Annotated in this window: 21 protein-coding genes; 14 read left to right on the top strand and 7 right to left on the bottom strand. The window is 48.7% G+C overall.

The features are described 5' to 3' along the window. Window positions 1-55: 55 nt before the first annotated feature. The 4 genes from ASG33_RS15905 (at window position 56) to ASG33_RS15890 (ending at window position 3,059) form a co-directional block, all read left to right on the top strand. Window positions 56-943 carry an AraC family transcriptional regulator gene (locus ASG33_RS15905; protein WP_056287350.1) on the top strand — a complete coding sequence of 296 codons (888 nt, stop codon included), beginning with the start codon at window positions 56-58 and terminating at the stop codon, window positions 941-943. A gap of 62 nt (window positions 944-1,005) precedes the next feature. Then, window positions 1,006-2,007 (top strand): zinc-binding dehydrogenase, encoded by a 1,002-nt coding sequence (locus ASG33_RS15900; RefSeq protein WP_056287347.1) that lies wholly within the window; start codon window positions 1,006-1,008, stop codon window positions 2,005-2,007. Between the two features lie 18 nt (window positions 2,008-2,025). Continuing rightward, window positions 2,026-2,469 carry a GNAT family N-acetyltransferase gene (locus ASG33_RS15895; RefSeq protein WP_056288533.1) on the top strand — a complete coding sequence of 148 codons (444 nt, stop codon included), beginning with the start codon at window positions 2,026-2,028 and terminating at the stop codon, window positions 2,467-2,469. A 47-nt stretch (window positions 2,470-2,516) separates the two neighbouring features. Beyond that, the gene (locus ASG33_RS15890) at window positions 2,517-3,059 is read left to right on the top strand and encodes a DinB family protein (protein ID WP_082489258.1); all 543 of its coding nucleotides are present in this window, start codon (window positions 2,517-2,519) and stop codon (window positions 3,057-3,059) included. 11 nt (window positions 3,060-3,070) lie between these two features. Here ASG33_RS15890 and ASG33_RS15885 read toward each other — a convergent pair whose 3' ends face one another. Further along, window positions 3,071-3,706, bottom strand: a complete 636-nt coding sequence (locus tag ASG33_RS15885; RefSeq protein WP_157474806.1) for a Crp/Fnr family transcriptional regulator — start codon at window positions 3,704-3,706, stop codon at window positions 3,071-3,073. Between the two features lie 114 nt (window positions 3,707-3,820). On the opposite strand from ASG33_RS15885, the gene ASG33_RS15880 reads away from it, so the two are divergent. The 5 genes from ASG33_RS15880 (at window position 3,821) to ASG33_RS15860 (ending at window position 8,348) form a co-directional block, all read left to right on the top strand. Then, entirely contained in the window at window positions 3,821-4,642 is an 822-nt protein-coding gene (locus ASG33_RS15880) for a sulfite exporter TauE/SafE family protein (protein ID WP_056287343.1), read from the top strand. A 91-nt stretch (window positions 4,643-4,733) separates the two neighbouring features. Further along, on the top strand, window positions 4,734-6,155 hold the full coding sequence (locus ASG33_RS15875; RefSeq protein WP_056288526.1) for a rhodanese-like domain-containing protein: 1,422 nt from the start codon (window positions 4,734-4,736) through the stop codon (window positions 6,153-6,155). Window positions 6,156-6,235: 80 nt separating this feature from the next. Next, window positions 6,236-6,799: a YeeE/YedE family protein gene (locus tag ASG33_RS15870; RefSeq protein ID WP_056287338.1), complete on the top strand. Its 564-nt coding sequence runs from the start codon at window positions 6,236-6,238 to the stop codon at window positions 6,797-6,799. A gap of 20 nt (window positions 6,800-6,819) precedes the next feature. Next, complete coding sequence (locus ASG33_RS15865; protein WP_056287337.1) at window positions 6,820-7,320, top strand: DUF6691 family protein; 501 nt, start codon at window positions 6,820-6,822, stop codon at window positions 7,318-7,320. 89 nt (window positions 7,321-7,409) lie between these two features. After that, window positions 7,410-8,348: an NAD(P)-dependent alcohol dehydrogenase gene (locus tag ASG33_RS15860; RefSeq protein WP_056287335.1), complete on the top strand. Its 939-nt coding sequence runs from the start codon at window positions 7,410-7,412 to the stop codon at window positions 8,346-8,348. Between the two features lie 29 nt (window positions 8,349-8,377). Here ASG33_RS15860 and ASG33_RS15855 read toward each other — a convergent pair whose 3' ends face one another. The 3 genes from ASG33_RS15855 to ASG33_RS15845 all read right to left on the bottom strand — a co-directional run bounded on the left by ASG33_RS15855 (window position 8,378) and on the right by ASG33_RS15845 (window position 11,154). Next, the gene (locus tag ASG33_RS15855; protein WP_056287333.1) at window positions 8,378-9,544 is read right to left on the bottom strand and encodes an NAD(P)/FAD-dependent oxidoreductase; all 1,167 of its coding nucleotides are present in this window, start codon (window positions 9,542-9,544) and stop codon (window positions 8,378-8,380) included. 31 nt (window positions 9,545-9,575) lie between these two features. Further along, window positions 9,576-10,322 (bottom strand): AraC family transcriptional regulator, encoded by a 747-nt coding sequence (locus tag ASG33_RS15850; RefSeq protein WP_056287331.1) that lies wholly within the window; start codon window positions 10,320-10,322, stop codon window positions 9,576-9,578. A 67-nt stretch (window positions 10,323-10,389) separates the two neighbouring features. Continuing rightward, entirely contained in the window at window positions 10,390-11,154 is a 765-nt protein-coding gene (locus tag ASG33_RS15845) for a LytTR family DNA-binding domain-containing protein (RefSeq protein WP_056287328.1), read from the bottom strand. A 210-nt stretch (window positions 11,155-11,364) separates the two neighbouring features. On the opposite strand from ASG33_RS15845, the gene ASG33_RS25815 reads away from it, so the two are divergent. From ASG33_RS25815 to ASG33_RS15830, 4 genes are all read left to right on the top strand, one after another. After that, complete coding sequence (locus ASG33_RS25815) at window positions 11,365-11,517, top strand: T9SS type A sorting domain-containing protein (RefSeq protein WP_157474804.1); 153 nt, start codon at window positions 11,365-11,367, stop codon at window positions 11,515-11,517. 234 nt (window positions 11,518-11,751) lie between these two features. Then, on the top strand, window positions 11,752-14,622 hold the full coding sequence (locus ASG33_RS15840) for a PAS domain S-box protein (protein ID WP_082489257.1): 2,871 nt from the start codon (window positions 11,752-11,754) through the stop codon (window positions 14,620-14,622). After that, complete coding sequence (locus tag ASG33_RS15835) at window positions 14,619-15,017, top strand: response regulator (protein WP_056287323.1); 399 nt, start codon at window positions 14,619-14,621, stop codon at window positions 15,015-15,017. The genes ASG33_RS15840 and ASG33_RS15835 overlap by 4 nt, the downstream gene beginning before the upstream one ends. A gap of 170 nt (window positions 15,018-15,187) precedes the next feature. Further along, the gene (locus ASG33_RS15830) at window positions 15,188-17,545 is read left to right on the top strand and encodes an ABC transporter permease (RefSeq protein WP_162242750.1); all 2,358 of its coding nucleotides are present in this window, start codon (window positions 15,188-15,190) and stop codon (window positions 17,543-17,545) included. Between the two features lie 18 nt (window positions 17,546-17,563). Here the strand turns inward: ASG33_RS15830 and ASG33_RS15825 are convergent, their stop codons facing one another. Continuing rightward, complete coding sequence (locus tag ASG33_RS15825) at window positions 17,564-18,547, bottom strand: aldo/keto reductase (protein WP_056287320.1); 984 nt, start codon at window positions 18,545-18,547, stop codon at window positions 17,564-17,566. 228 nt (window positions 18,548-18,775) lie between these two features. Between ASG33_RS15825 and ASG33_RS15820 the strand changes: the two genes are divergently transcribed. Continuing rightward, window positions 18,776-19,681 carry an AraC family transcriptional regulator gene (locus tag ASG33_RS15820; RefSeq protein WP_056287318.1) on the top strand — a complete coding sequence of 302 codons (906 nt, stop codon included), beginning with the start codon at window positions 18,776-18,778 and terminating at the stop codon, window positions 19,679-19,681. A gap of 64 nt (window positions 19,682-19,745) precedes the next feature. On the opposite strand, the gene ASG33_RS15815 is transcribed toward ASG33_RS15820, so the two are convergent. Both ASG33_RS15815 and ASG33_RS15810 read right to left on the bottom strand, forming a co-directional pair. Further along, window positions 19,746-22,172 (bottom strand): ATP-binding protein, encoded by a 2,427-nt coding sequence (locus ASG33_RS15815; protein WP_157474802.1) that lies wholly within the window; start codon window positions 22,170-22,172, stop codon window positions 19,746-19,748. Between the two features lie 231 nt (window positions 22,173-22,403). After that, window positions 22,404-23,324 carry an AraC family transcriptional regulator gene (locus ASG33_RS15810; RefSeq protein ID WP_056287314.1) on the bottom strand — a complete coding sequence of 307 codons (921 nt, stop codon included), beginning with the start codon at window positions 23,322-23,324 and terminating at the stop codon, window positions 22,404-22,406. Window positions 23,325-23,362: the final 38 nt, after the last annotated feature.

Raw genomic sequence — 23,362 nt, 5'->3', positions numbered from 1 at the left:
TGCACCTGTTTCTCAACTTTGTGCCATTGAAAATGCGGGTGAAAGATCAATAACAATGCGCATATCTTATCAGAATGAACTGCTCTACCCCCACCAGCGCACGGATATAGTAGCGGCAAACCAGCTTTACCGGCACTATGAGCAGTCACCGGTTACTGGTTCGCTGGCTTCGCACGTCCATTGGTTTGACTTCAAAACGCGCCGCGCGCATCAGTTGAGTGTCAGTTATCCTGGGCCACTTTACAAACTGGTGCTTTGCGTTGCAGGGAATTCAAGATCGGTGCCTAAAACGTCCGGGGAATATGGTTTCACTACCGGAAAAGCACTTTTTTACAAAACAGAAGAAGACCCCTACACTTCGCTGCTGCCTGCCGATACGGCGTTTAAAGTGATCCACATTCATTTGTCAGACCCGCATCTCGCATTGCTCCATAACGAATTGCCGCAGCTTTTTGAAAAGCCAGTCCAGGCGATGAGCCTCTCTGCGGATTGTGCCGCCGAGTTTGTCCGGTTAAAGGTAATTTCAAAGGAAAACCCTGGCTTGCTGCGCCTGTTCGAGGAAAAGCTGATCTCTGACCAGCTGTTTCATCTGGCTTCGCAAACGTTGCCTCGCAGCGACAGAAAGGACATTTTGCAGGAAGCAATCTGGCACATTCACCAGGCAGGCCGCTACCTGACGATTGCAGAACTGGCCAGACAATGCGGTACAAACAGCTTCCGGCTCAAACAACTTTTTCGTGAGCAGCTGGGCAGTTCTGTTTTTCAGTATCAATATGATCTGCAAATAGAGCGGTCGGCGCAGCTGCTGCTGGATACTGCTTTGACGGTCTCTGAGGTAAGTCTGCAATGCGGCTATGAGAGCGCTGCCGCTTTTTCCAATGCATTTGCACGAAAATATGGTGTGCGGCCAATGGATTTCAGAAACGCCCGATCGCGCAAATAACGCTCCCGATCTGACAAACCCGGCTGCCATACGAATGCTAGATTTGCTCAAAAACAATGAGCATGAAAGCAAATGTAATTACAGCGCACGGTCCGGCAGCGACAGTTTTTGAGCTTTGTGAAATGCCGGAGCCCGTTGCAATGGCCGATGACCTGGTTATAAGAGTTTTGACAACAAGTGTAAATCCGCTCGACTGCCGGATTCGGAACAAGGCTTCCGTCCCGCGCAATTTTCCGCTGATCCTGGGTTTTGACGTTTGCGGTGTGGTGGTTGAAATGGGAAGCAATGTAAAAGGTTTCAGGATGGGAGACAGGGTAATCGGGTCTCCTACCCCATTTCGAAACGGCGCGAATGCGGAGTATGTGGCCGTGGATTACCCCTCCTGCGCTTTGGCAGGCAATCTTTCCGATGAGATAGCAGCCGCCATTCCGCTTGTTGGCATAACGGCGTTTGAAGCGTTGCTTGACCGGCTGCATATCCGGAGTGGAGACCTGGTCGTTATTCATGCAGGCGCAGGCGGAGTCGGACATCTGGCCGTACAGCTTGCCAAATACGTGGGCTGTAAAGTGGTTACCACGGCCAGCCGGGAGGAATCAATGGAGTATTGCGCCACCACGCTCGGTGCAGACTATGTTTTGAACTACAGGGATGAGAACGTAAAAGCCGCGGTTATGGATTTAACCAATGGACAAGGTGCCGCTCTGATCCTGGACACGGTAGGAGGTTCCACATTCAGTCAATGCATTGATTATGCTGCGTACAACGGACATATCTGCTCGATACTGCCTGTTTCGGTCGACGCTCAGGAAGGTTACCGGCTGCTCTTGAAGAATATTACATTGAGCTACCAGTTCATGGGCGGGCCTTTACAAAATCCTTCTCAAAACCGGCAGAGCATTATCCTGAAAAGGCTGGTAGAAATGGTTGAAACCGGAACATTGCAGCCGCAAGTATCCAAAGTGTATCCGCTGGAAGAATTGGCGAAAGCACATGAGGAGATGGAAACCGGGCACACGATGGGGAAAATTGTTATTCGTAACAGTAATTTAAACGCTGGAAAGTAATCGAAAAAATAGATGCAAATGGAAATTCTGCCATTATCTGAAAAAGACTATCACTCAATAATATCGGTATGGGAAGCTTCTGTGCGCGCCACACATCATTTTCTTTCGGAGGCTGACATTCAGTTTTATAAGCCGCTGATATTGAAAGAATATCTCCCGTCTGTTTCACTGTTTGGCATTTACAAGGAGCCTGAAACGCTGGCTGGATTTATCGGCATTGCTGGCGATGAAATCGGAATGCTTTTTATTCATCCAGACGATTTTGGAAAAGGTCTGGGCAAGAGCTTATGTCACTTTGCGATCCGGGAGCTCGGCATCTCCAAGGTTGATGTTAATGAGGATAATCCGGGTGCATTTGAATTTTATAAAAAAATGGGCTTCGGGATTGCGGGCCGCTCTGCCACAGATCCGAGCGGAAATCCGTTCCCTATCCTCCATTTACGGCTTGGCTCCGGTTGTTAATGCCCGATTGAACTTGCAGAGGTACCCGCTTAAAGTCTAACAGCTTGATGATACTAAAACGAGATTTCCACATCAGATTCGGGAACGCGCCGGACCATTCCATTGATTACCTCTTGGGAATACTCAAAGATGCGCGGCTTACGACGATCCAGAGTATCGAAAAATTACCCGATGAGCTGATCGACTGGCAGTATAGTCAGAACTGGAATACGGTTGGCGCGCTGCTATCCCACATCATCGCCATAGAACATTACTTCCGCATTGAATTCGTAGAAGGCAGGCCGCTGACAGCCGAAGAAAATGACGAACTTTTGCCAGCCCTGGATATGGGCGAGCATATCCCGAAGCTGCTGTTAAGGCAACCGGTGCAAAGCTATATCGACGCATTGCATGCTTCCCGGAAGATGCTGATAGCGGCTGTTGAAAATATCAGCTTTCATGATTTCAGCAGAAAAATCGAGGGCTACGACCCGGAAGGAGGCTGCAACCTTGCGTGGGCACTATATCATATGATCGAAGACGAAATTTACCATCGCGGCCAGATCAGCATGATCAGGAAGTTATATCAACAAAGCAAGGTATCAAACTGATTTAGAATCCATTACAGCCACGCAATGTGGCTACGAAAGAGCTGTATCTTTTTATTTTGCTCCATCTTTTTCAACAACCTGGAAACCACCTCGCGCGACGTGTTGAGGTCATTTGCTATTTCAGAATGGGTCATAAAAAGCTCCTTTGTCCCCCGGTTCTTCACCTGATTTTTAAGGTAAAATTCCAGCCGCTCATCCATTCCTTTGAAAACTACACTGTCTAAAACCGTTAATAGTTCTTCAAATCTTGACCGGTAATTATCGATCACAAAGTAATACCAGCTCTTGTACTCCTGCATCAGATTGTCCATCAGCTGAATGGGCACCATAATGGCGACGGTATCTTCAAGGGTGACGGCCGTGATCTCGCTCGTCTGCTGGCGGGTGTTACAGATCATCGAAAGTGCACAGGCATTCCCGGCTTGCAAGGTATAAATGTAGGCTTCCTCCCCATCGTCACCCTCGCGGTATAGCTTCACTTTCCCGCTGGCTATCAACAATGTATACTTAAAGTACTGGCCCGTGCGCATGATCACTTCGCCCGCAGGGATCTTTTTCAGCGACGATTCCGCTGCAAGCCTTGCTTTTAATTCCGGCTCAAAATCGGAGAAAACCGTGTCCAGGTAATGTACTATATCCGCATTCATAAGATCGCTTTTTACATTCCAAAGATAGGATCAATTCGTTCACTGCTATGTGACATTTATCACTGACCGGTAAATTCCAGGTTACCAATTTTGTGTCCGACAAAACACATTGACATGGAAACTTTTGCATACCTGGCCTCCATCCTGATCGGCGTATCGCTGGGACTGATTGGCGGCGGAGGCTCCATTCTGACAGTTCCTGTACTGGTCTATCTGTTTGGGATTAACCCATTGGTTTCCACATCCTATTCGCTTTTTATTGTTGGGTCAACCAGTCTGGCGGGTGCATTTACTTATTACCGCAATAGTCAGATCAACCTTCGAACAGCTGCATTTTTCGGGACAATATCCATCACGACGGTCTACCTGACCAGGAAATTCCTGATGCCGATCGTTCCTGATAATTTGTTTCAAATAGGCAATTTCACGATCACCGAGGCGCTGCTCACGATGATCCTTTTTGCAGTACTGATGGTGGCTGCCTCTCTGGGTATGATCAGAGACAAAGAAAAAACGCCGGGCTGCCTGACTTGCGACTTGAAAAGCAATGTAATCCGGTTGGTGCTGAGCAGCATCGGGATCGGGCTTACTACCGGGCTGCTCGGAGCAGGAGGCGGTTTTCTGTTGATTCCCACTTTAGTTTTGATCATGGGAATGCCCATGCGCGAGGCCGTCGGCACTTCCTTACTGATTATCGCGCTCAATTCCCTGATCGGCTTCCTCGGCGACCTCGGGCATTTTGCGATCGACTGGCTATTTCTTATCAAAGTCACCAGCATTGCTATGGGTGGAATTGTGATCGGTACGTGGCTCGGCAAGCGTGTAGCATCCAGTCAGTTGAAAAAGGGTTTTGGCTGGTTTGTGCTGGCAATGGGGCTATTTATCATTACAAAAGAACTGGTCTGGCCGTTGCTAGGAGGCTTTTCTCCTGTCTGACAAAAAATTTACAGCTGGGTGACAAATGTCACTGACCCGGCAAGCTGCAAGGCCGAAATTTGCACATACAATGAATCAACTCAATAGAATTATGAAAATCGAACAGATCTATACCGGGTGTCTTGCCCAGGGTGCCTATTATATCGAAAGTAATGGCGAAGCTGTGGTAATTGACCCGCTCAGAGAAGTGGAGCCCTACATCAGTCGCGCAGAAAAGAGCGACGCAAAAATCAAATATGTGCTGGAAACGCACTTCCACGCCGACTTTGTCTCCGGGCACCTGGATCTGTCGGAAAAAACAGGCGCAAGGATCGTGTTCGGACCAACTGCGCAGCCGGGATTTGAAGCACATATTGCAGTAGACGGCGAAGTACTGACCGTCGGCAATGCAACAATCAAAGTTCTGCACACGCCGGGCCACACGATGGAAAGTACGTGCTATCTGCTCAGCGATGCAGCCGGCAAAGACCTCGCCATTTTCACCGGAGATACCCTGTTTATCGGGGATGTAGGCCGCCCTGACCTGGCGCAAAAAGTAGTGGCTGACCTCACGCAGGACAAGCTGGCCAGACATTTATTCAACTCGTTGCGGACGAAGATCATGCCACTGGCGGACGACATTGTGGTATATCCCGCACACGGTGCCGGCAGTGCGTGCGGTAAAAATATGAGTAAGGAAACGACCGACACGCTGGGCAATCAAAAGCGCTTTAACTATGCGCTGCGCGCGGACATGACAGAGGAAGAGTTTGTAAAAGAAGTTACCGACGGACTAACACCTCCCCCAGCTTATTTCCCCGAAAATGTGATGATGAACATCCAGGGGTACGATCGCATCGATACCGTGATGCAGCGTGGAAATCGTGCGCTTGATCCCGATGCATTTGAAGCAGCTGCCAACGAAACCGACGCCATTCTGCTCGACACGCGTGATGCCGGGGTTTTTGCCAAAGGTTTTATCCCGAATGCGATCAATATCGGCATTGACGGAAGTTTTGCACCGTGGGTAGGTGCAATGATCCCCGATATCAGACAGAAGATCCTGATTGTTACCGAACAAGGCAGAGAAGAAGAAGTGATCACCCGCCTCGCGCGTGTCGGGTATGATTATACGATCGGCTATTTAAACGGCGGCTTTGAAGCCTGGAAAGAAGCCGGCAAAGAAACCGATCAGATTGAATCCATTACTGCGGGCGAAATGGCGCAACGACTTCAAGAGGATCCGGCATTAACCGTGCTCGATGTAAGGAAAGCCAGCGAGCATTTCTCCGAACATATGATTGGTTCCGGGAATATCCCATTGGATTACCTGAATGATCGTCTTTCTGAAATTGATAAAAACAAAACCTATCTGGTGCATTGCGCGTCCGGTTACCGGTCGATGATTTTCAACTCCATTCTGAAATCGAGAGGATACGATCGCGTAATCAATGTAACGGGCGGCTTCAAGACAATGAAAGAATCAGGACTCTTTCAGATCAGCAATTACGTCTGCCCGAGTACCATGTTATAGCCCGCCTCTCATTTTGTCGAGTTAAATTTTTCACGTATTCCGGTTATGCTGAACAGGAATTTCAAACATAAAATACATTCATGCTGGACTTAATTAAACAGCCGTGGCCCTGGTACATTGCCGGGCCGCTGATCGGGCTCACGGTACCTGCCTTGCTCATAGCAGGAAATAAATCGTTCGGGATTTCGTCATCGCTGCGTCACGCGTGCGCGGCCTGTCTTCCCGCCAAGGTTCCCTTTTTTCAATACGAATGGAAAAAAGAGACCTGGAACCTCGTTTTCGTGCTCGGCATTTTTCTGGGAGGTGTAATTGCCTCGAACTTTCTGGTTAACCCCAACGGAATCCAGGTCACGGAAAATCTCACAAAAGAACTTGCAGGGTATGGTATCACGGACTTTTCGTCCCAGGTACCTGTCGATATCGTGAGCTGGGAAAGCCTTCTGACCTTACGCGGCATAATCATGCTGGTTGGCGGTGGATTTCTGGTTGGCTTCGGGGCGCGTTACGCCGGGGGCTGCACGAGTGGTCATTCCATTACGGGCCTTTCCACATGGCAGTGGCCCTCGCTGGTCGCCACAATCTGCTTCATGATCGGCGGGTTTATCATGGCGAACTGGATTTTACCCGTGATTTTAAGTTTATAAAACAGGTAATACATTTGAATATGCAACCCATTGTAGAAGAAGAAAACGAATACGCCATCCGCGCGACAGATGCCATTTGCATCAACGAAAGTGAACAGAATCACGCCTGGTATGGTAACATTAAATACCTGATAACCGGCATCCTGTTCGGGATCGTCTTTATCAAAGCCGAGGTAATCAGCTGGTTCAGGATACAGGAAATGTTTCGCCTCGAATCTTTCCACATGTACGGCGTGATCGGAAGCGCCGTGGCCGTGGGAATGTTGTCCGTATGGCTGATCAAAGCATTCAACGTCAAAACGGTGAACGGCGAGCAGATCACTTTTGCCAAAAAGCAATTTAACAAAGGGCAGATTTATGGCGGTTTGCTGTTCGGGCTAGGCTGGGCACTAACAGGCGCTTGTCCGGGGCCGTTGTTTGCGCAGATCGGGTTTGGGGCCACCGTCGTGATCGTGCCGCTGCTCAGCGCCATAGCGGGCACCTGGGTTTACGGCTATTTTCGGGAGACGCTTCCGCATTGATGTAATCATTCCTCTTATCATTTGCGGTTTTGAGTTTGCGCCAGGGCACAACTTTTTAGGTCCTGTACCTAAACATTTCATCCAAAATCATGAAAGCCGCAATTATCAGCGAATATGGTTCCCCGGAAGTTTTCAAAATAGCAGATCTGCCCACGCCCGAGATTGAAGACGGCCAGGTATTGATCCAGAACAAGGCATCCTCTGTAAACCCCGTGGATACGCTTGTGCGGCAAGGTAAAACGAGGCTCATCACCGGTTTGTTCGGCAAGCACGTTCTGGGCGCCGATTTCGCCGGTATTGTTATCAAATCCAAAAATCCCGCATTCAATGTCGGCTCAGAAGTGTACGGAATGCTGAGTGCAGTGAAAGGCGGCGCTTATGCTGAAATGCTCGTGGCTGAGGAAGATAATATGCACTTCAAGCCTGCAAACATCTCTTTCGTAGAAGCCGCCTCCATTCCGCTGGTAGGTTTAACAGCCTGGCAGGGATTAATGGTCGACGGAAAAATGCAGTCAAGACAGCATGTTCTGATCACCGGATGTACCGGCGGAGTTGGTTACATAGCTGTTCAGATCGCCAAGCATTTCGGCAATACGGTAACCGGTACCTGCAGCGAAGCCCACGCTGATTTTGCAAAGCAGATCGGCGCAGACCACATCATTATATACGACAAAGAAGAAATCCCGGCAGATAAGCAATTCGACCTCATTTTTGATGCCAGTGGCCATTTTACGATCTCCGATCTCAAAGACAGTCTCACCGACACGGGCCTTTTTGTTACAACCCGCGGCGGAGCAGACAGTCTGGGTGGCGTAGTTGATGCGGCTATCGATATGGTATTTCAGAAACGCATGAAAATGGTCGGAGTGAAACCAAATTCCGAAGACCTCTTTCAACTGGCCAAGCTCATTGAAGCAGGTGTGATCAAACCCCAGGTCTCCAAAACGTTTGCATTGGAAGACCTGGGACTGGCGCATCAAATGGTGGAAGAGGAAAGCTTCACCGGGAAGGTAGCAGTGGAAATTTGATGGAAATCCCGACTCTGCCGGGCAGCACGTTAATGTTCAATATCGTGCTGCCCGGCATTTTCAAACATACCTAACAGCTTGCTTACAGCACCTTCCGAATGCAGCATCTCCGTGGATTCAAGCGTTATTTGGGTAACGATACCGCCGCGCTTACACATTTGCTGTTCGAAACTGGCAATAGCCTCTTGAATTGTGACATACGCATCACTTACTAAATGCGACGCCAGTTCCATCGCGTCCTGCATGGCCATATTGACGCCCTCGCCGGCGTAAGGCGGCATCCGGTGTGCAGCATCGCCGATCATCGTGAGGTTAGCGAGCGGTTCCCATTGCTGATCTGTCGGATAATGATACTGCGGCCGCGGCACAAACCATAGCTCGTCACCCGCAAATAGCTCCTGCCAGATCTCGTCCCACGAGCCGAACGCTTCTTTAAACCAATGCAGTACCTCCTGCTTGTTTGCAAAGTCAATCCCGCTTTCTTTCACCCAATACTCAGGCGACTTGCAGCCCGTGTAAAATGACAGGCTACCGTCACCTTTTGCGCTCAGTATCAGCGATTGTTCATGACCGAATGCAAAAACCTTCCCTCCTTTCGTCAGCTGGTGCAAATGCGGCGCATTTTTCTCGGCATGGTACACATTGCCTTCCACGATTGTAATGCCCGAATAGATCGGCTGAATGTCGGTGATATAAGGTCGTATTTTGGAGTTAGCCCCGTCGGCTGCGATCACGATATCGGCGTAGGCACTGGTGCCGTTTTTAAAATGCAGCAGCCAGCCCGACCCGCTTTTGTCCATAGACAGGAAGTGACTGTTCCAAACGATCGTTTCATCATTTAGCGAGTCAATGAGTAAACGCCGCAATGGGCCGCGATCGATCTCGGGGCGGTCTTCGGTCACCGATTCTGATGTGTGGTCATCTAACTGAATGCGCGCGTGCTGATCAGTAACGCGCAGTTTGCCGGCGTCTGGCCGATAGTTCGCGAAGAATGCTTCGAGCAGTCCTGCCTGGCCTAATGCCGCGAGACCCGATTCCTGGTGAAGGTCGAGTGTAGCGCCTTGCACGCGCACATCTTTATTGATATCACGCTCATACACTTTTACCTGAGCGCCGCGCATTTGAAGCAAGCGGGCTAATGTTAAACCACCGGGCCCGCCGCCGACGATTGCAATTGTTTTATTTTCAATGACCATGATTTGTCTTGTTTGATTTAACAAGACAAAACTATGGGGGAGGAAGAGTGGAAAATTGTATAAATCGGTCTTCCCGGTTCCTGGCCAGCTCTTTTGGGATAACACCCGCATATTTCCGGATCTCACGGATGAAATGAGATTGGTCAGTATAATTTTCCTCCGGGAAGAGCTTGCCGGCTTTTATATGCCCGAAAGAAGACTTGAAACGCAGTACGTTGCAATATGTTTTGAGCGACAAACCAAATGTATCCTGAAAATAGCGGTTGATCTGCCTGCTGCTCCAACCCGCCTGATCAGCAAGTTCTGCAACGCTCATAGCGCCGTGAGATTCATATATCAGATCGAAAAGCCTTTTTTTGCGTGGGTCAATATCTGACTTTATCAAAACCAAAAGTGCATTCGTCAACAGCGCTGCAAACTGCCTGACATCGTCGAATTGCCCGATTGTAGCATTGAAAAAGTCTGCGGGTAATAAGGTGACGCTATCGGGTAGCACCGGCAAATGGGCTTTGAATAGATATTCCGCTGCCAGAGGCCGGAAGCTGATGCAGAACATGCTGAAATGCGGCGCAATTTCCACCTGCGACGGACCGGTTTCCAGTCCATGCAAACCCAGGTACTGCCGGTTATCAAAATGAAAGCTCACATCCAGCCGGCCATCGGGCAATACAATAGCAGGTTTCTGCTCGTCCGACTCATTCGTCAGAATCCAAAAGCTTTCCACCAAATCTTCCAATGCTGCCACGGGCTGTACCGTTTCAAAGCTGATACCCTTCATTGTAATGCTGTTTTACACAAAATCCCGAATAATAAGCCTTTGTTTCAGAATCCTGAATGCGACCCCATTACAAAATATTATCGCCCAGACCTCTCAGGATATTATCCCGGTAGGTGGATCCGATCGGGATTACTTTTCCGGTGGTCAGGATCATTTCGCTGCCGTTGATTTCCGCTATGATTTTCCTGCTGACAATAAATGACCTGTGAACGCGCAGGAAAACCTGACCGGGCAGCTTTTCCTCTATCCTTGTCATCGTCTGGTGCAACACCGTCACGCCGTTCGACCAATAGATTTTGAGGTAGTCTTTCATGGCTTCAACAACCTGAATCTTCTCGATATCGATCCTCACAAGCCGCTTACTATCCCGCACCAGAAGATAATCGTCTTCCTCTACATTGATTTTCTGGTTATTCGCATATTTGGTTTCTGGCTGAGGTTCACTCTGGCCGGAAACCTGATGCCGAAGCTCGCCATACGCTTTCAGGACTGCGCGCGCAAACCTTTCGAATGAGATCGGCTTCAGGATATAATCGGTCACCTGGGAATTAAACCCTTCGATGGCAAACTGGGGATCGCCGGTAACAATGATGATCTTCGGACGGGGCTCGGGAAGCAAAGAAATCAGTTCCATTCCGCTTAGTCCGGGCATCTGAATATCCAGAAAAACAAGATCCGGCTTTTGTGCACGAATCTGTATCAGCGCGTCCATTGCGTTCGCACATTGCCCGGTAAGTTTCAGATAAGGGATTTTTTGAACATGCTTTTCAAGGATTTCCCTTGCCGGTTTTTCATCGTCTGCAATAATGCACTTCAACTGATCAATCTCCATTATACGCTATCGTTGAGAAAAAAACTTGCCGCGCAAGATACGTTCATTCATCGAAAGCACCACATGAGCTAAATCCTGCACGCCCCAAAGTCGCATCCAAGGCGGCTTTTGCGCACGGCCGTCGTCCCGACAGCAAGCATTTGTAACCAAAAAAACGATTTCGTCGAAAACCCGGACACGTTCGTCTAAAAAAAAAATAGGCCGATAGATATGAAGGGATTGGTTGTACAGGAGCGGAAAGTAGCCGGCCGCGGCAACCACAAAGAGAAAATTTCGCTTTCCAACAATTCATCCGGGACTTACCTCGTGAGAATCCTTCGGGAGAACGGACAGCAGATCAAGAAGGCTGTGGTGATTAAATAGAATTTTAATGAGTTCAAGAAAGGGCGTTCAGCAAACACTGGGCGCCTTTTTTTATCTGAAACAAATGCGTGGAATGCTGCCGGGTTTAATCCTTTAAAATACCCGCAACCAGCTTGACCCTCAGGCGGCATTGTGCTTTTATCAGGATCCTGTACCACCAGCACTACTATATTAAAACCGGAACGGTTCAACATTTGCATTAGAGTAAAACTTAGCCGACTATTACATTGTAGAATGATCCGTTGCGCAAATCTGAGATCGTCCGGGTTCTGGCTATTTGTCACAATATCCAATGCATTTGAAATGAAGCGTATGTTGAGAGTAGTATTACTGGAAAATTCAGAGGAGCAGGAGGATATTGTCAGACAGTTACTATTAAAAGCTCAACTGCACGCCGAGATACACGTAGTTACGACCCGTGATGAATTCGTCGGCACCATCTCGGAATCACCCCCGGATATTGTAATCTCGGAATACAAGCTACCCGGCATTGACTGCTCTCACGCAATGGAAATACTGCGGGAGCACCAGGTTATAATCCCCTTTATTGTCTTTTCTGACGCCGTAGGCGACGAAATGGCCGGGGAGTTGCTGTTAATGGGCGTTGAAGATTACGTAACCAAGTCACAGGCAGGCAGGCTGCCGTTTGCTATTCACAGGGCGCTGGAAGCATATGGCGTAAAACGGGAACAGCAGGCGCTGCTGCAGCAATTAAGCAACCGCGAAAAGCAATTCCGCACCCTTATCGAACATAGTACCGATGCCGTTGTGATACTCGACAAAAATGCCAAGTCGACTTTCGCTTCCCTGGCCGTGAAAAACGTGCTGGGATATACGCCCGAGGAAGTGATGAGTATGGACATTTTCACCAAGGCGCATCCCGATGATCTGAACAGTCTGTACGAAATCATGGCCAAAGTGTTCGCCAACCCGGGCCAGGCAATCCCGGGACATACCGGCAGGATGCTTCACAAGGATGGTACCTGGCGCTGGATCGAAGCAACAGTAACCAACCTTTTACACGAACCTACCATCAATGGGATCGTAGATAATTTTCGTGATGTCACCAAACAGAAGGTCAGCGAGGAAAACCTCCTGCACCTGAACAGGCTTTATGCATTCCTGAGCCAGGTTAACCACACACTTGTACACGCGCCCGACGCCCAGACCGTTTTCGCAGAGGTGTGCCGCATTGCCTGCGAGACGGGGAAGTTTGAAGCTGCGTGGATCGGCATGTTTGTCGATCATAACGATACAATCAATGTGGTAGAGCAACAGCATATCTCTGCCGAGTGCCTGCTGGGCTTCACCAGCGCCACAGAGGAACAGCATCTGCTCCGTACAATGCTCGATTCCCGGCCGTATTATGTTAGCAACAACATCCGGGAAAGTTTTATATCCGAAAGCTGGAAAGCACTTGCGGCTAATGCCGGGTACCAATCCTGCATGATCCTGCCCATTAAAAAATCCGGTATTGTCACAGGCACGTTTAACCTGTACGGTTCTGAAACGGATACTTTCACCGATGCTGATATCACATTGCTGAAAGAAGCTGCATTGGGAATATCATTTTCACTGGACCTTTTTGAAACGGAAAGATTGAAATTGATCGCGGACGAACAGCTCAGACATAAAGAAAGAAGATTACGTCAGGCCCAGGCTATCGCACATTTAGGCAGCTGGGAAACAGACCTGGTGACGAATATGAGCTTATGGTCCGACGAAGCCTGCAAGATTTACGGTTTGCCGGAAGGCGACAACATCCAGTCTATCGGATCCTGGCTGTCGTTCGTCCATTCCGACGACCTGGAACACGTAGTTGAAAAGAACCAGCAGGTTTTTGCCTCCATGCAGCCCGCCGACTATCACCATCGCATTGTCCGGCGCGACGGTCAGATCAGGCACTTGCACGTGCAAACGCATTTGGAACTTAATCATCTGGGCGAACCCGTGAGTTTGTTCGGCGTTTTGAATGATGTTACCGAGCAAAAGCTGGCAGACGAAAAGGCGATCAAGGCACTTCAGGAAAGAAACATCATTCTGGAAAGTATCGGCGACGGGTTTTACGCACTTGACAAAAACTGGGTGGTAACTTACTGGAACAAGAAAGCCGAAATACTGCTGAACCGCCCGAAAGAGTCCGTACTCGGGCGGAATCTGTGGGAAGCGTTTCCGGATATTGTCAATACTGCCATTTATCACTCCTACCAGCGGGCAGTGGAGAACAATGCAATCCATCATTTTGAATATTACTACGAAAGTGACCGGACCTGGTTCGAGATTACCGCCTACCCTTCTGCAAATGGCTTGTCCGCATATTTCAAGGACATTACACAGCGGAAACGGTCAGAAGCACAGCTCACGGAGCTGAATGAAAGCCTGAGAAATTACGCGAATGAACTGACTGAATCGAACAAGGGACTCGACCAGTTTGCCTATATCGTATCACATAACCTGCGGGCACCGGTCGCCAATATCATCGGGTTGGGCGAGCTTATTACGCAAACTGACTATCCTCCGGAGGTGAAAGAACAGTTTCTGGAAGGGATTGTAGTGAATGTAAAAAGACTGGACAACGTCATTTCAGACCTTAATGCCATTTTGCAGGTAAAACAGGGCGTCGGCGAGAACAAGGAGCTGGTGAATCTGCAAAACCTGACCGAGAATATCAGGTCGAGCCTGCTGAATATTATTGAAAAAGAGCAGGTCAGCATCGTCACCGATTTCAGTGCGAGCAACGAACTGTTTACCCTGAAAACATACCTGTATAGCATCTTCTACAATCTGATTACCAACAGTATAAAGTACCGCAGCCCCGATCGGTCGCCCGTGATCCACATTACCAGCAGAGTAGAAGAAGGCAGGCTGAAAATTTCCTTCCGGGATAATGGCATGGGAATTGACATGGACAGGAAAGGCGCCCAGATTTTTGGCTTATACAAGCGTTTTCATAACCACGTTGAGGGTAAAGGGTTAGGATTATTCATGGTGAAAACACAGGTGGAAATGCTCGGAGGGAAGATCAGTATAAGCAGTCGTGTTAATGAGGGTACCGAATTCAATATTGAGTTTGGCTCAGATTTGTTCCACAATCCTGTCCTATGAAGTTATACTCTCAATTCATCGTTGTAGACGACGACCCTGTCAATAACATGGTCAGTAAATATATGATCGCCAATGTGGCTCCCGGCGCGCGCATTCAGCTTTTCGACGATCCCGACCAGGCTCTGGCCTCTATTAAAAACGAGTTTAATGCTGATTCAGACTACCCGGATACGGTGCTCTTTCTGGACATCAATATGCCAACCATGAGTGGCTGGGAGTTCCTGGACCAGATCAGCCTGTTCCCCGCAGAGCTGACAGCCCGCATTTCTATTTTCATCCTTTCTTCGTCTATTGATCCAAAGGATAAGAAAAGTGCTGAAAGCCACCCGCTGGTCAGCGGATACTTCTCCAAACCGTTGAACAGGGAGATGTTGAAAGCACTTTTAGGAGGCTAAAAAACGCGTTTTCCGTCCACTTTCTTCATTAAACTAACTATTTAGTTTTTAAACTAACAAAGAAGTTATACATTTAGCCAACATCCGCATTCATTCCGTTGGCTATGCTCTACAATTACATCAAAATTGCCTGGCGAAATCTGTTAAAGGATAAATCAATTTCGTTTATCATGATTTTCGGGTTAGCGTCCGGCATAGCTGCTTTTCTACTGATCACGCAGTATGTTTTCTCCGAGCTGAGCTATGATGCATTCCACTCCAGAGCAGATCGCATTTACCGCATCCGGCTTGATGATTATAAACAGGATGTTCTGACGAACAGCAGTGTAATCAGCTACTACGCCGAAGCGCCCGCGATCAAAGAGGCATTTCCGGAGATGGAAGATTTTGTGCGGCTACACAGGGCCGACGGCATGATCAGTTACCGAAAACCGACAGGCGACCTTGTCAGCTACCACGAGAAAAGAGCCTTTTACGCCGACTCTTCTTTATTCAACGTGTTCTCATTTCCGCTGCTGAAAGGCAACGCGGGCCAGGTGCTGCGTCGACCTGAGTCTGTTGTGATCTCGGAAACAATGGCGCGGAAATACTTCGGACAGGAAGATCCGGTTGGCAAAACGCTCCGGTTAAGCTCCGAGTGGCAGGGAGGGGATTACGTAGTGGAAGGCATTTTTGCAGATATCCCTTCAAACAGTCACATTCACTTCGACTTCGTATTTTCCATTCAAAACCTGCTTAAAAATAAGCAGTTTGCCACGGGAGGCTGGTACTGGACCAATTTCTATACCTATCTGCTCCTGAAACCGGGCACCGCTCCTGCCGCACTGGAAGCCCGGCTCTCCGGTGTGATCGAGAAGAATATCGGTAAGCGGCTGAACAGGTACAATATCCGGCAGGCATTCGTTTTACAACCCCTGCGTTCCATTCACCTGCATTCGCAAACTGCCTCAGAAGTAGAAGCGAATGGAAAGATCGTCATCGTTTATGTGCTGATCCTGGTCGCATTCCTTATTCTGGCAATCGGCTGGCTTAATTACATCAACTTATCCACGGCAAAAGGAATTGAACGCGCGCAGGAAGTTGGTATCCGCAAAGCGCTGGGTTCTGAAAAACGGCAGCTGGTCCAGCAATTCCTGGTTGAATCTTTGGGATTTAACCTGCTGTCCGTGCTTATCGGAGTAGGTTTCTTCGCGCTCGGACTGATGTTCTTTGCAGACTGGATACAGGCGACAAACGGCTTCTCCATGCTGCTCAGCCCGGGACTCTGGCTGGTATCCCTGACGGTAATCTGCCTGGGTTTCTTCCTTTCCGCATTCTATCCTGCTTTTGTGCTTTCGTCCTTCAAACCGATTGCCATTCTGAAAGGATATCTGCCGAAGAAAGCCGGTGGCGAATCCTTTCGTAAAGCTTTGGTGGTATTTCAATTCACGATCTCGGTATTCCTGATCATCGCCACGCTCGTTATTAACCAGCAGCTCACTTTCATGCAGGCGCAGGATCTTGGAATGAACATCAATCAGAAACTGATCATCAAAGCTCCGAAAGTGCTGCGCACCGACAGCTTTACCAATGATATCCGTTTTTTCAAAGACCAGGCACTGGCACATACCGGTTTCCGCCGGGTAACAGCCTCGTCGGAAGTGCCGGGACAGGAGATTTTCTGGACAGACGAGTGGCAAAGATTCCATCAGCCTGCTTCCGAGTATAAGCTGTGCAGTATGCTGGCGATCGACGAGGATTTTATCCCTGCCTATCAGATCAGGTTATTGGCAGGACGAAACTTCCACAAAGATCTGTCGCTGGACGACGGATCCGTGATCATCAATGAAAGTGCATTAAAGGCTTTCGGCTTTGCAAGTGCAGCACAGGCGATTGATCAGGAAATTGGCAACACGATACCCAGAAAGATAGTCGGCGTAGTCGATGACTTTCACCAGCAATCGCTGAAAACAGCCAACCGCCCCATCATTTTCCAGCATATCCCCTGGAACAGCAGCTTCTTGACGGTTGCGCTAGGCAGCAAAAATGCAATGCAGACCGTTAAAACGCTGGAAGCAACCTATGAAGAAGCCTTTCCCGGCAATGCATTTGAGTTCTTCTTTCTCGATGATCACTTTCAGCAGCAGTACGAATCCGACGAGCGGGTGGCAACACTTTTCAGCTGGTTCGCAGTGGTAGCTATCAGTATTGCGTGCCTGGGCTTATTAGGTCTGGCGATGTTTACGGCTAAAAACCGGACGAAAGAAATCGGCATCCGGAAAGTACTTGGCGCCAGTGTCGGCAGTGTTGTCGTGCTGCTTTCGAGGGATTTTCTTAAACCGGTCGGTATCGCCATTCTCCTGGCTTCTCCCCTGTCCTGGTACGCAATGACCTGGTGGTTACAGGACTTTGCATACAGGACGGACATTCCGTTGTGGACCTTTGCAGCAGCCGGTCTGCTGGCGATTGCGATTGCCCTGATAACAGTCAGTTTTCAAAGTATCAGAGCCGCGCTGATGAATCCCGTAAGGAGCTTGCGGGGAGATTGACACGCGTTGGTTCCCGATTTATCTGTCAATGTGCTTCTGCATTTCTCCGGGATACCTTCCGCCTTGTACGTCGATACCAGCCAGCGCCTGAGCAATATTCGTCGAATCAGCTTCTGAAAGGTTGATTTCGGCCCCACCGAGGTTTTCTTCCAGTCGGTGCAGTTTGGTTGTTCCAGGAATCGGCACTATCCAGGGCTTTTGGGCAAGTAGCCAAGCCAGCGCAATCTGCGCAGGCGTCGCCTGTTTTTCGGTCGCTATTGTTGTAATCACATCTACCAGGCCCTGATTTGCTTTCCGGTTCTCTTCTGAAAATCTGGGTACAGTATTCCGGAAATCACTTTTGTCAAAGGAAGTATCCTCATTGATTTTGCCCGTCAGAAAGCCTTTTCCCAATGGACTGAACGGAACAAAGCCAATGCCCAGCTCTTCCAATGTAGGCAGAATGCTTTCCTCCGGCTCCCGCCACCACAATGAGTACTCACTTTGCAAAGCAGTAACCGGCAATACTGCATGTGCCCGGCGGATGGTAGCGGCGCCCGCTTCTGACAAACCAAAGTGCTTTACCTTTCCTTCCTGAATTAACTCTTTTACCGTTCCTGCAACCTCTTCAATGGGAACGTTGGGATCCACGCGATGCTGGTAAAAAAGGTCTATTGTATCTACATGGAGTCTTTTGAGCGAAGCTTCTGCCACAGCCCGGATATTTTCAGGGCGGCTGTCTACACCTTCTGTGGGCTTCCCATTTCTGAACCCGAACTTGGTGGCAATAACTACCTTATTACGGAACGGCTTCAAGGCTTCCCCTACCACCTCTTCATTTGTATATGGCCCATAGGCTTCGGCAGTGTCAAAAAACGTAACGCCGCGTTCAAAAGCAGCACGGATCAGCCTGATTGCGTCTTGCTTTTCTGTGGCCGGACCGTAACCAAAACTCAGCCCCATGCAGCCTAGTCCAAGTGCTGAAACTTCCAGACCGCTATTTCCTAATGTTCTCTTTTTCATAATCATTTCTGTTTACAAATCGCGCCACTTATTCCGCTCAACATGCTAACATTTGCATGCCCGGCGTCAGTGTTGATGCTACTTAAACAATGCAAATGTCATACACTTCCCGGGCGCAGCTGGTATACAGATTCCTGAAATGTCTACCATTATTCCTGATTTGCACGCGCAATTGAAACGCCATCTTACGAATCCATTAAATTTGAATCAGTTAAAAAACAAAGTGATATGGAAAAGCTGATCCGGTTTGACTCCGTGAGTCAATACAATTCATTTAACCAACAGGAAACACTGCATCCGCTGGTTACCGTAATTGATCTCTCCAAGGCCAATAAGCGCGGGAACAGCAATATGTACCTCGGTATGTACTTTGTGTTTTTGAAAGAGGTCCATTGCGGTGACCTCCGGTATGGAAAACAGCTTTACGACTACCAGGAAGGAACATTGGTATTCTTCGGGCCCGGTCAGGTGGTACAGATTGAGAATAATGGCGAGCTCTATCAGCCCAAAGGCTACGCGCTCGTTTTCCACCCCGACCTGCTGCACGGGACTTCACTCAACCAGCACATACACGATTATAATTTTTTCAGTTATCAGAACAGCGAGTCGCTTCATATCTCGGAAAGGGAAAGGCAGATTGTTCTGGACTGCCTGGGCAAAATCCGGTACGAGCTCGAACATGCGATTGACAAGCACAGCAGAAAACTGATCGTCTCCAACATCGAGCTTTTTCTGGATTACTGTTCCCGCTTTTACGACCGGCAGTTTCTCACGAGACAAACCGCGCATTCGGGCATTCTGGAACGCTTTGAGTCGCTGCTTAAAGATTATTTTCTTTCGGATAAGCCGGTATTGAACGGCCTTCCATCCGTCGGGTATTTCGCAACAGCGCTAAACCTTTCTGCCAAGTATTTCGGTGATCTGATCAAAAAAGAGACCGGACAAACGGCGCAGGAATACATTCAGGCGAAGGTAATAGACACTGCGAAAGAGAAAATTTTCGACAGGAACAAAACGGTCAATGAGGTTGCATTTGAACTGGGCTTCAAATATCCGCAGCATTTTACCAGACTCTTCAAACAACGCGTAGGTCAGACGCCCAATCAGTTCAGGGCATTGACGCACCCCAATTGAAGTACCCGACCGGAAGTCGAACATCAGCATTTGCAAAAATCAATATTGGCGCAAAGAGCTTTACTTACTGACTATCCGGAAGGTATATCTGAAAAGTTGATCCATTCCCGGGGCTGCTGATCGCCGTGATCATCCCGCCCATATTGACCACAATGCGCTCACAAATGGCAAGGCCGATACCCGTTCCCGTGTATTCACTGCGGCCGTGCAGTCGCTGAAAAACCTGAAAGATGCGGTCAAGATAAACCGTATCAAAGCCGATACCATCATCGGAAATATCAATGCGGTAATAATGCATGTCCGCCGCAAGCGATTGTTGCGCTTCCGGCAGTTCCTCGTGGGCGATCCGCTGCGAATGGATTTTCACGGTTGGAGGTATGAAGTTCCCATCGGGATCAACTTTACGAAATTTGATCGCATTGCTCACCAGGTTTTGAAAAAGCTGCGTTAAATGCGTTGTGTTTCCCGGCACGTCCGGTAACGGTCCAATCTCGAACGTAGCGTCTGCCTGACTGATCTGCACTTCCAGGTCTGTAATTACCTGCTCAACAATGTGTTTCAGGGATGCACGCCCTGCGGGGCTGTCGCTGGTAGAAACGCGCGAGAAGGTAAGCAGGTCGTTGATTAATGACGACATTCTACCTGCGGCTGCACTCATCCTGCTCAGGTAGTCCTGTCCTTTCGGTGATGTCGTTTCAAACTCGGCCATTAACCTGCTTCCGAATTGCTGTATTTTCCGGAGCGGCTCCTGCAAATCGTGTGAAGCTACGTATGCAAACCGGTTCAGATCCTCATTGGAACGGCGCAGCAGCAAATTAGCCTGCTGCAATCTCTGATTACCTTCCGCAAGCTTCTTGTTACTGGCGTCAAGCTCCTTGGTACGCAGCTCCACCAGCGCTTCAAGCGACTGCTGCTGTGTCCGTAGCATCGTCACATCCTGCGCAATGCCTGAGATACTTACGGCTTTTCCGGAAGGATCATAGTTCGTTTGTCCCTTCGTATGAATAATGTGCGCTTTGCCCGTTTTGCCGTGAATAATCGTGTATTCGGCTTCAAACTTCCCGTCGCTGCCCGGTTTTAGCGCATCGAAAAATGCATTGACCAATTGTGCCCTTTCACTTTCGACGACGTGGTTGATAGCGGTTTCGAGGTCCATATCCCGTGCGGTCACGCCAAACATACTCAGGTGGCGCTGGGAGAAAGTTGCTTTTTGCGTCGCAATATCCATGCTCCAGGTACCGAGTTGCGCCACTTCAATGGCATCCAGCAACGATTGTTGCTGCTGCTGCATTAGTATCTGCTGCTGTTTGCGTTCGGTAATGTCAGGGCTTACAGTCGCCAGGATAGCTGGCAAACCCGTGGAAGGATCATCGATGACCATCACATTCCATTGTACCCAAAACGGCTCTTTGGTAACCTCATTCCATAATCGGATTTCATAGCTACCGCCTTTTCGGGCATAAATCTCAGGAAGAACTTTCAGCACAAAATCACGGTCTTCGGGATAGACCGCATCAATGAGCGTCCTGCCTTTATTATGCTTCCAGCCCAGCCTGTCAAGTGTATATTGATTGTTATACAGCGGCTCCGGCATGGGTTCCAAATGGCTGATACCGATGATCAGCTCGCAGTATTCCAGCACCGAAGTTTTAATCTGGCTGTTCACCTCCGACTCCCATAGCGCGGCTGCACTTCTTTTTGCAGCCAGCTCTGCCTCTACGGTTTCGGTCACGTCCACCGAAATGGCCATAATGCCGTAAGCATCACCATTAGCGTCCAACAAAGGTTTATAGGTAAAATCAAAGTAGTGATTCGTGGTTACGCCATCTTTCGTCAGGTAACCCGGCATTCCCTTGGCCTTGTAGCTTTCTTTGGTCTTTAATACCGAAGTAAGGATATCCAGATAAGGCTGTACAGCAATCTCCGGAACCGCCACGCTTGCAGGTTTGCCGAGTATGGAAGCATCTTTCCCGAGCATTTCGATCATACGCTCATTGGCAATCGATATGATATGATCGGGGCCTGTCATCACCATCATGGCAACAGGCGCATTCTCAATAATTGCTTCAAACAATGCCCGTCTGTCGATTTTCAACGTTTCGGGGGTGACATTCAAAACTTCCTGATGCAGTGCAGGGAGCTGAAGTATTTCGTCCAGTTTGCGGGTGAGCTCTTTATCCAGCGCAACGACCTGTTCATATACAGCTTTGGCTTCATTATTCTTTTGCTCAGAAATAAGCAGGTTTATTTGCGCGGCGAGTTTGTGGATACCTGCATGCAGTTCTTCAATGTCCCGAAGCTGGTCAATTTCAGCATAGGCTACCATTGCGTGTGCATACAACCATGGACCAAGTCCGTGCGCATATTGGGTCAGCGCGGCTGCATTGACAGGTTTTTCGGCTTGCCCGTTGATCTTCAAGCGCAGGGCTTCTACAAACGAATGGTGATCGTGTCTTGCCTGCGCCAGGCCGGGAATGTTAAGTGAAATCAACTGCAGCTTCTGATAAAAATGTTTGTGTTTTTGGCCCGCCTTCCACAAGGCTTCAAACCATAACTATCAGAAATTTATTAATTCCATGCCACTGCGTAGTCCGGCAGTCGAAAAGCCGGTATCACTGGTTTCCTACCGTAGCAATACGTATATAGTGTTCTTCAAAGTAGAATAACAACCGCAACGATTCTAAAATCAACTTAATAGTTGTAAGATTTTCTTCCTACCGATTTAAACATTCATAAAAGATTGCCTGAATTCCAGGGGAGATTGCCGCGTTTTGTTCTTGAAAAACTTGTTGAAACTCTGCGAGTGCTCAAAGCCGAGCTCATAACCGATCGCGCTCACGGTCAGATCTGTTGTCGAGAGTCTTTCCTTGGCTTTTTCCACGAGTTTTTCATGAATGTATTGCTGTGCATTCTGGCCGATCAGCGAACGAAGTATATCGCTCAGATAGCCAGAAGAAACATTCAGTTGTTCCGACAGGTACTGCACAGTAGGCAGTCCATTATCGAGCGCCTTCTGGTTGTTGAGATAGTCATTGATCACGCATTCTGTTCTTTCCAGAATGGTATTGCAGGTGGCTCTGCGTGTCACGAATTGTCTTTTGTAAAACCGGCTGGCGTAGCTCAGCAGTAGTTCAAGCTGGGCCACGACGATCTCCTGACTGAATTCATCGACGCGACTATTCAGCTCACGTTCAATGATATGGTATATCGAAAGCACGATCTCTTTTTCCTGATCGGACAAATGCAAAGCCTCATTGACCGAATAAGAAAAATAGCTGTACTGCCTGATCTTCTGCGCCAAAGGATAACCCAGCAGAAAATCGGGATGAATGAGCAGCACATAAGATTCGCCACCAGCCTGATCGTCGGCGGCACCTACCAGCTGCTGCGGTGCCATAAACATCATACTCCCCTCTTCAAAATCGTAGTAATGCTGCCCGTATTTGAGCCTGCCGCTATTTTGTGCATTGAATTTGATTTTGTAAAAATCCAGTACGTCATAAACAGGCGCCCTTCCCATAGGGAATTGATTGTTCTCATTGAAATGTGTGAGGCTGATCAACGGATGCTGCGGCTTTGGCAACCCAAGTGCCTGATGTATAGAAGAAATGGAGCGAAACCGGAGGAGATCTGACTTTTTCATTGTTGGCGTTTAAAATTGAAAAACAAAATCTGCGGCGA

Source organism: Dyadobacter sp. Leaf189 (genome assembly GCF_001424405.1).
In the GTDB taxonomy this organism is placed as follows: Bacteria; Bacteroidota; Bacteroidia; order Cytophagales; family Spirosomataceae; genus Dyadobacter.
Note: the sequence above shows the minus strand (reverse complement) of the source record. Positions and strands in the feature narration are given on the sequence as shown.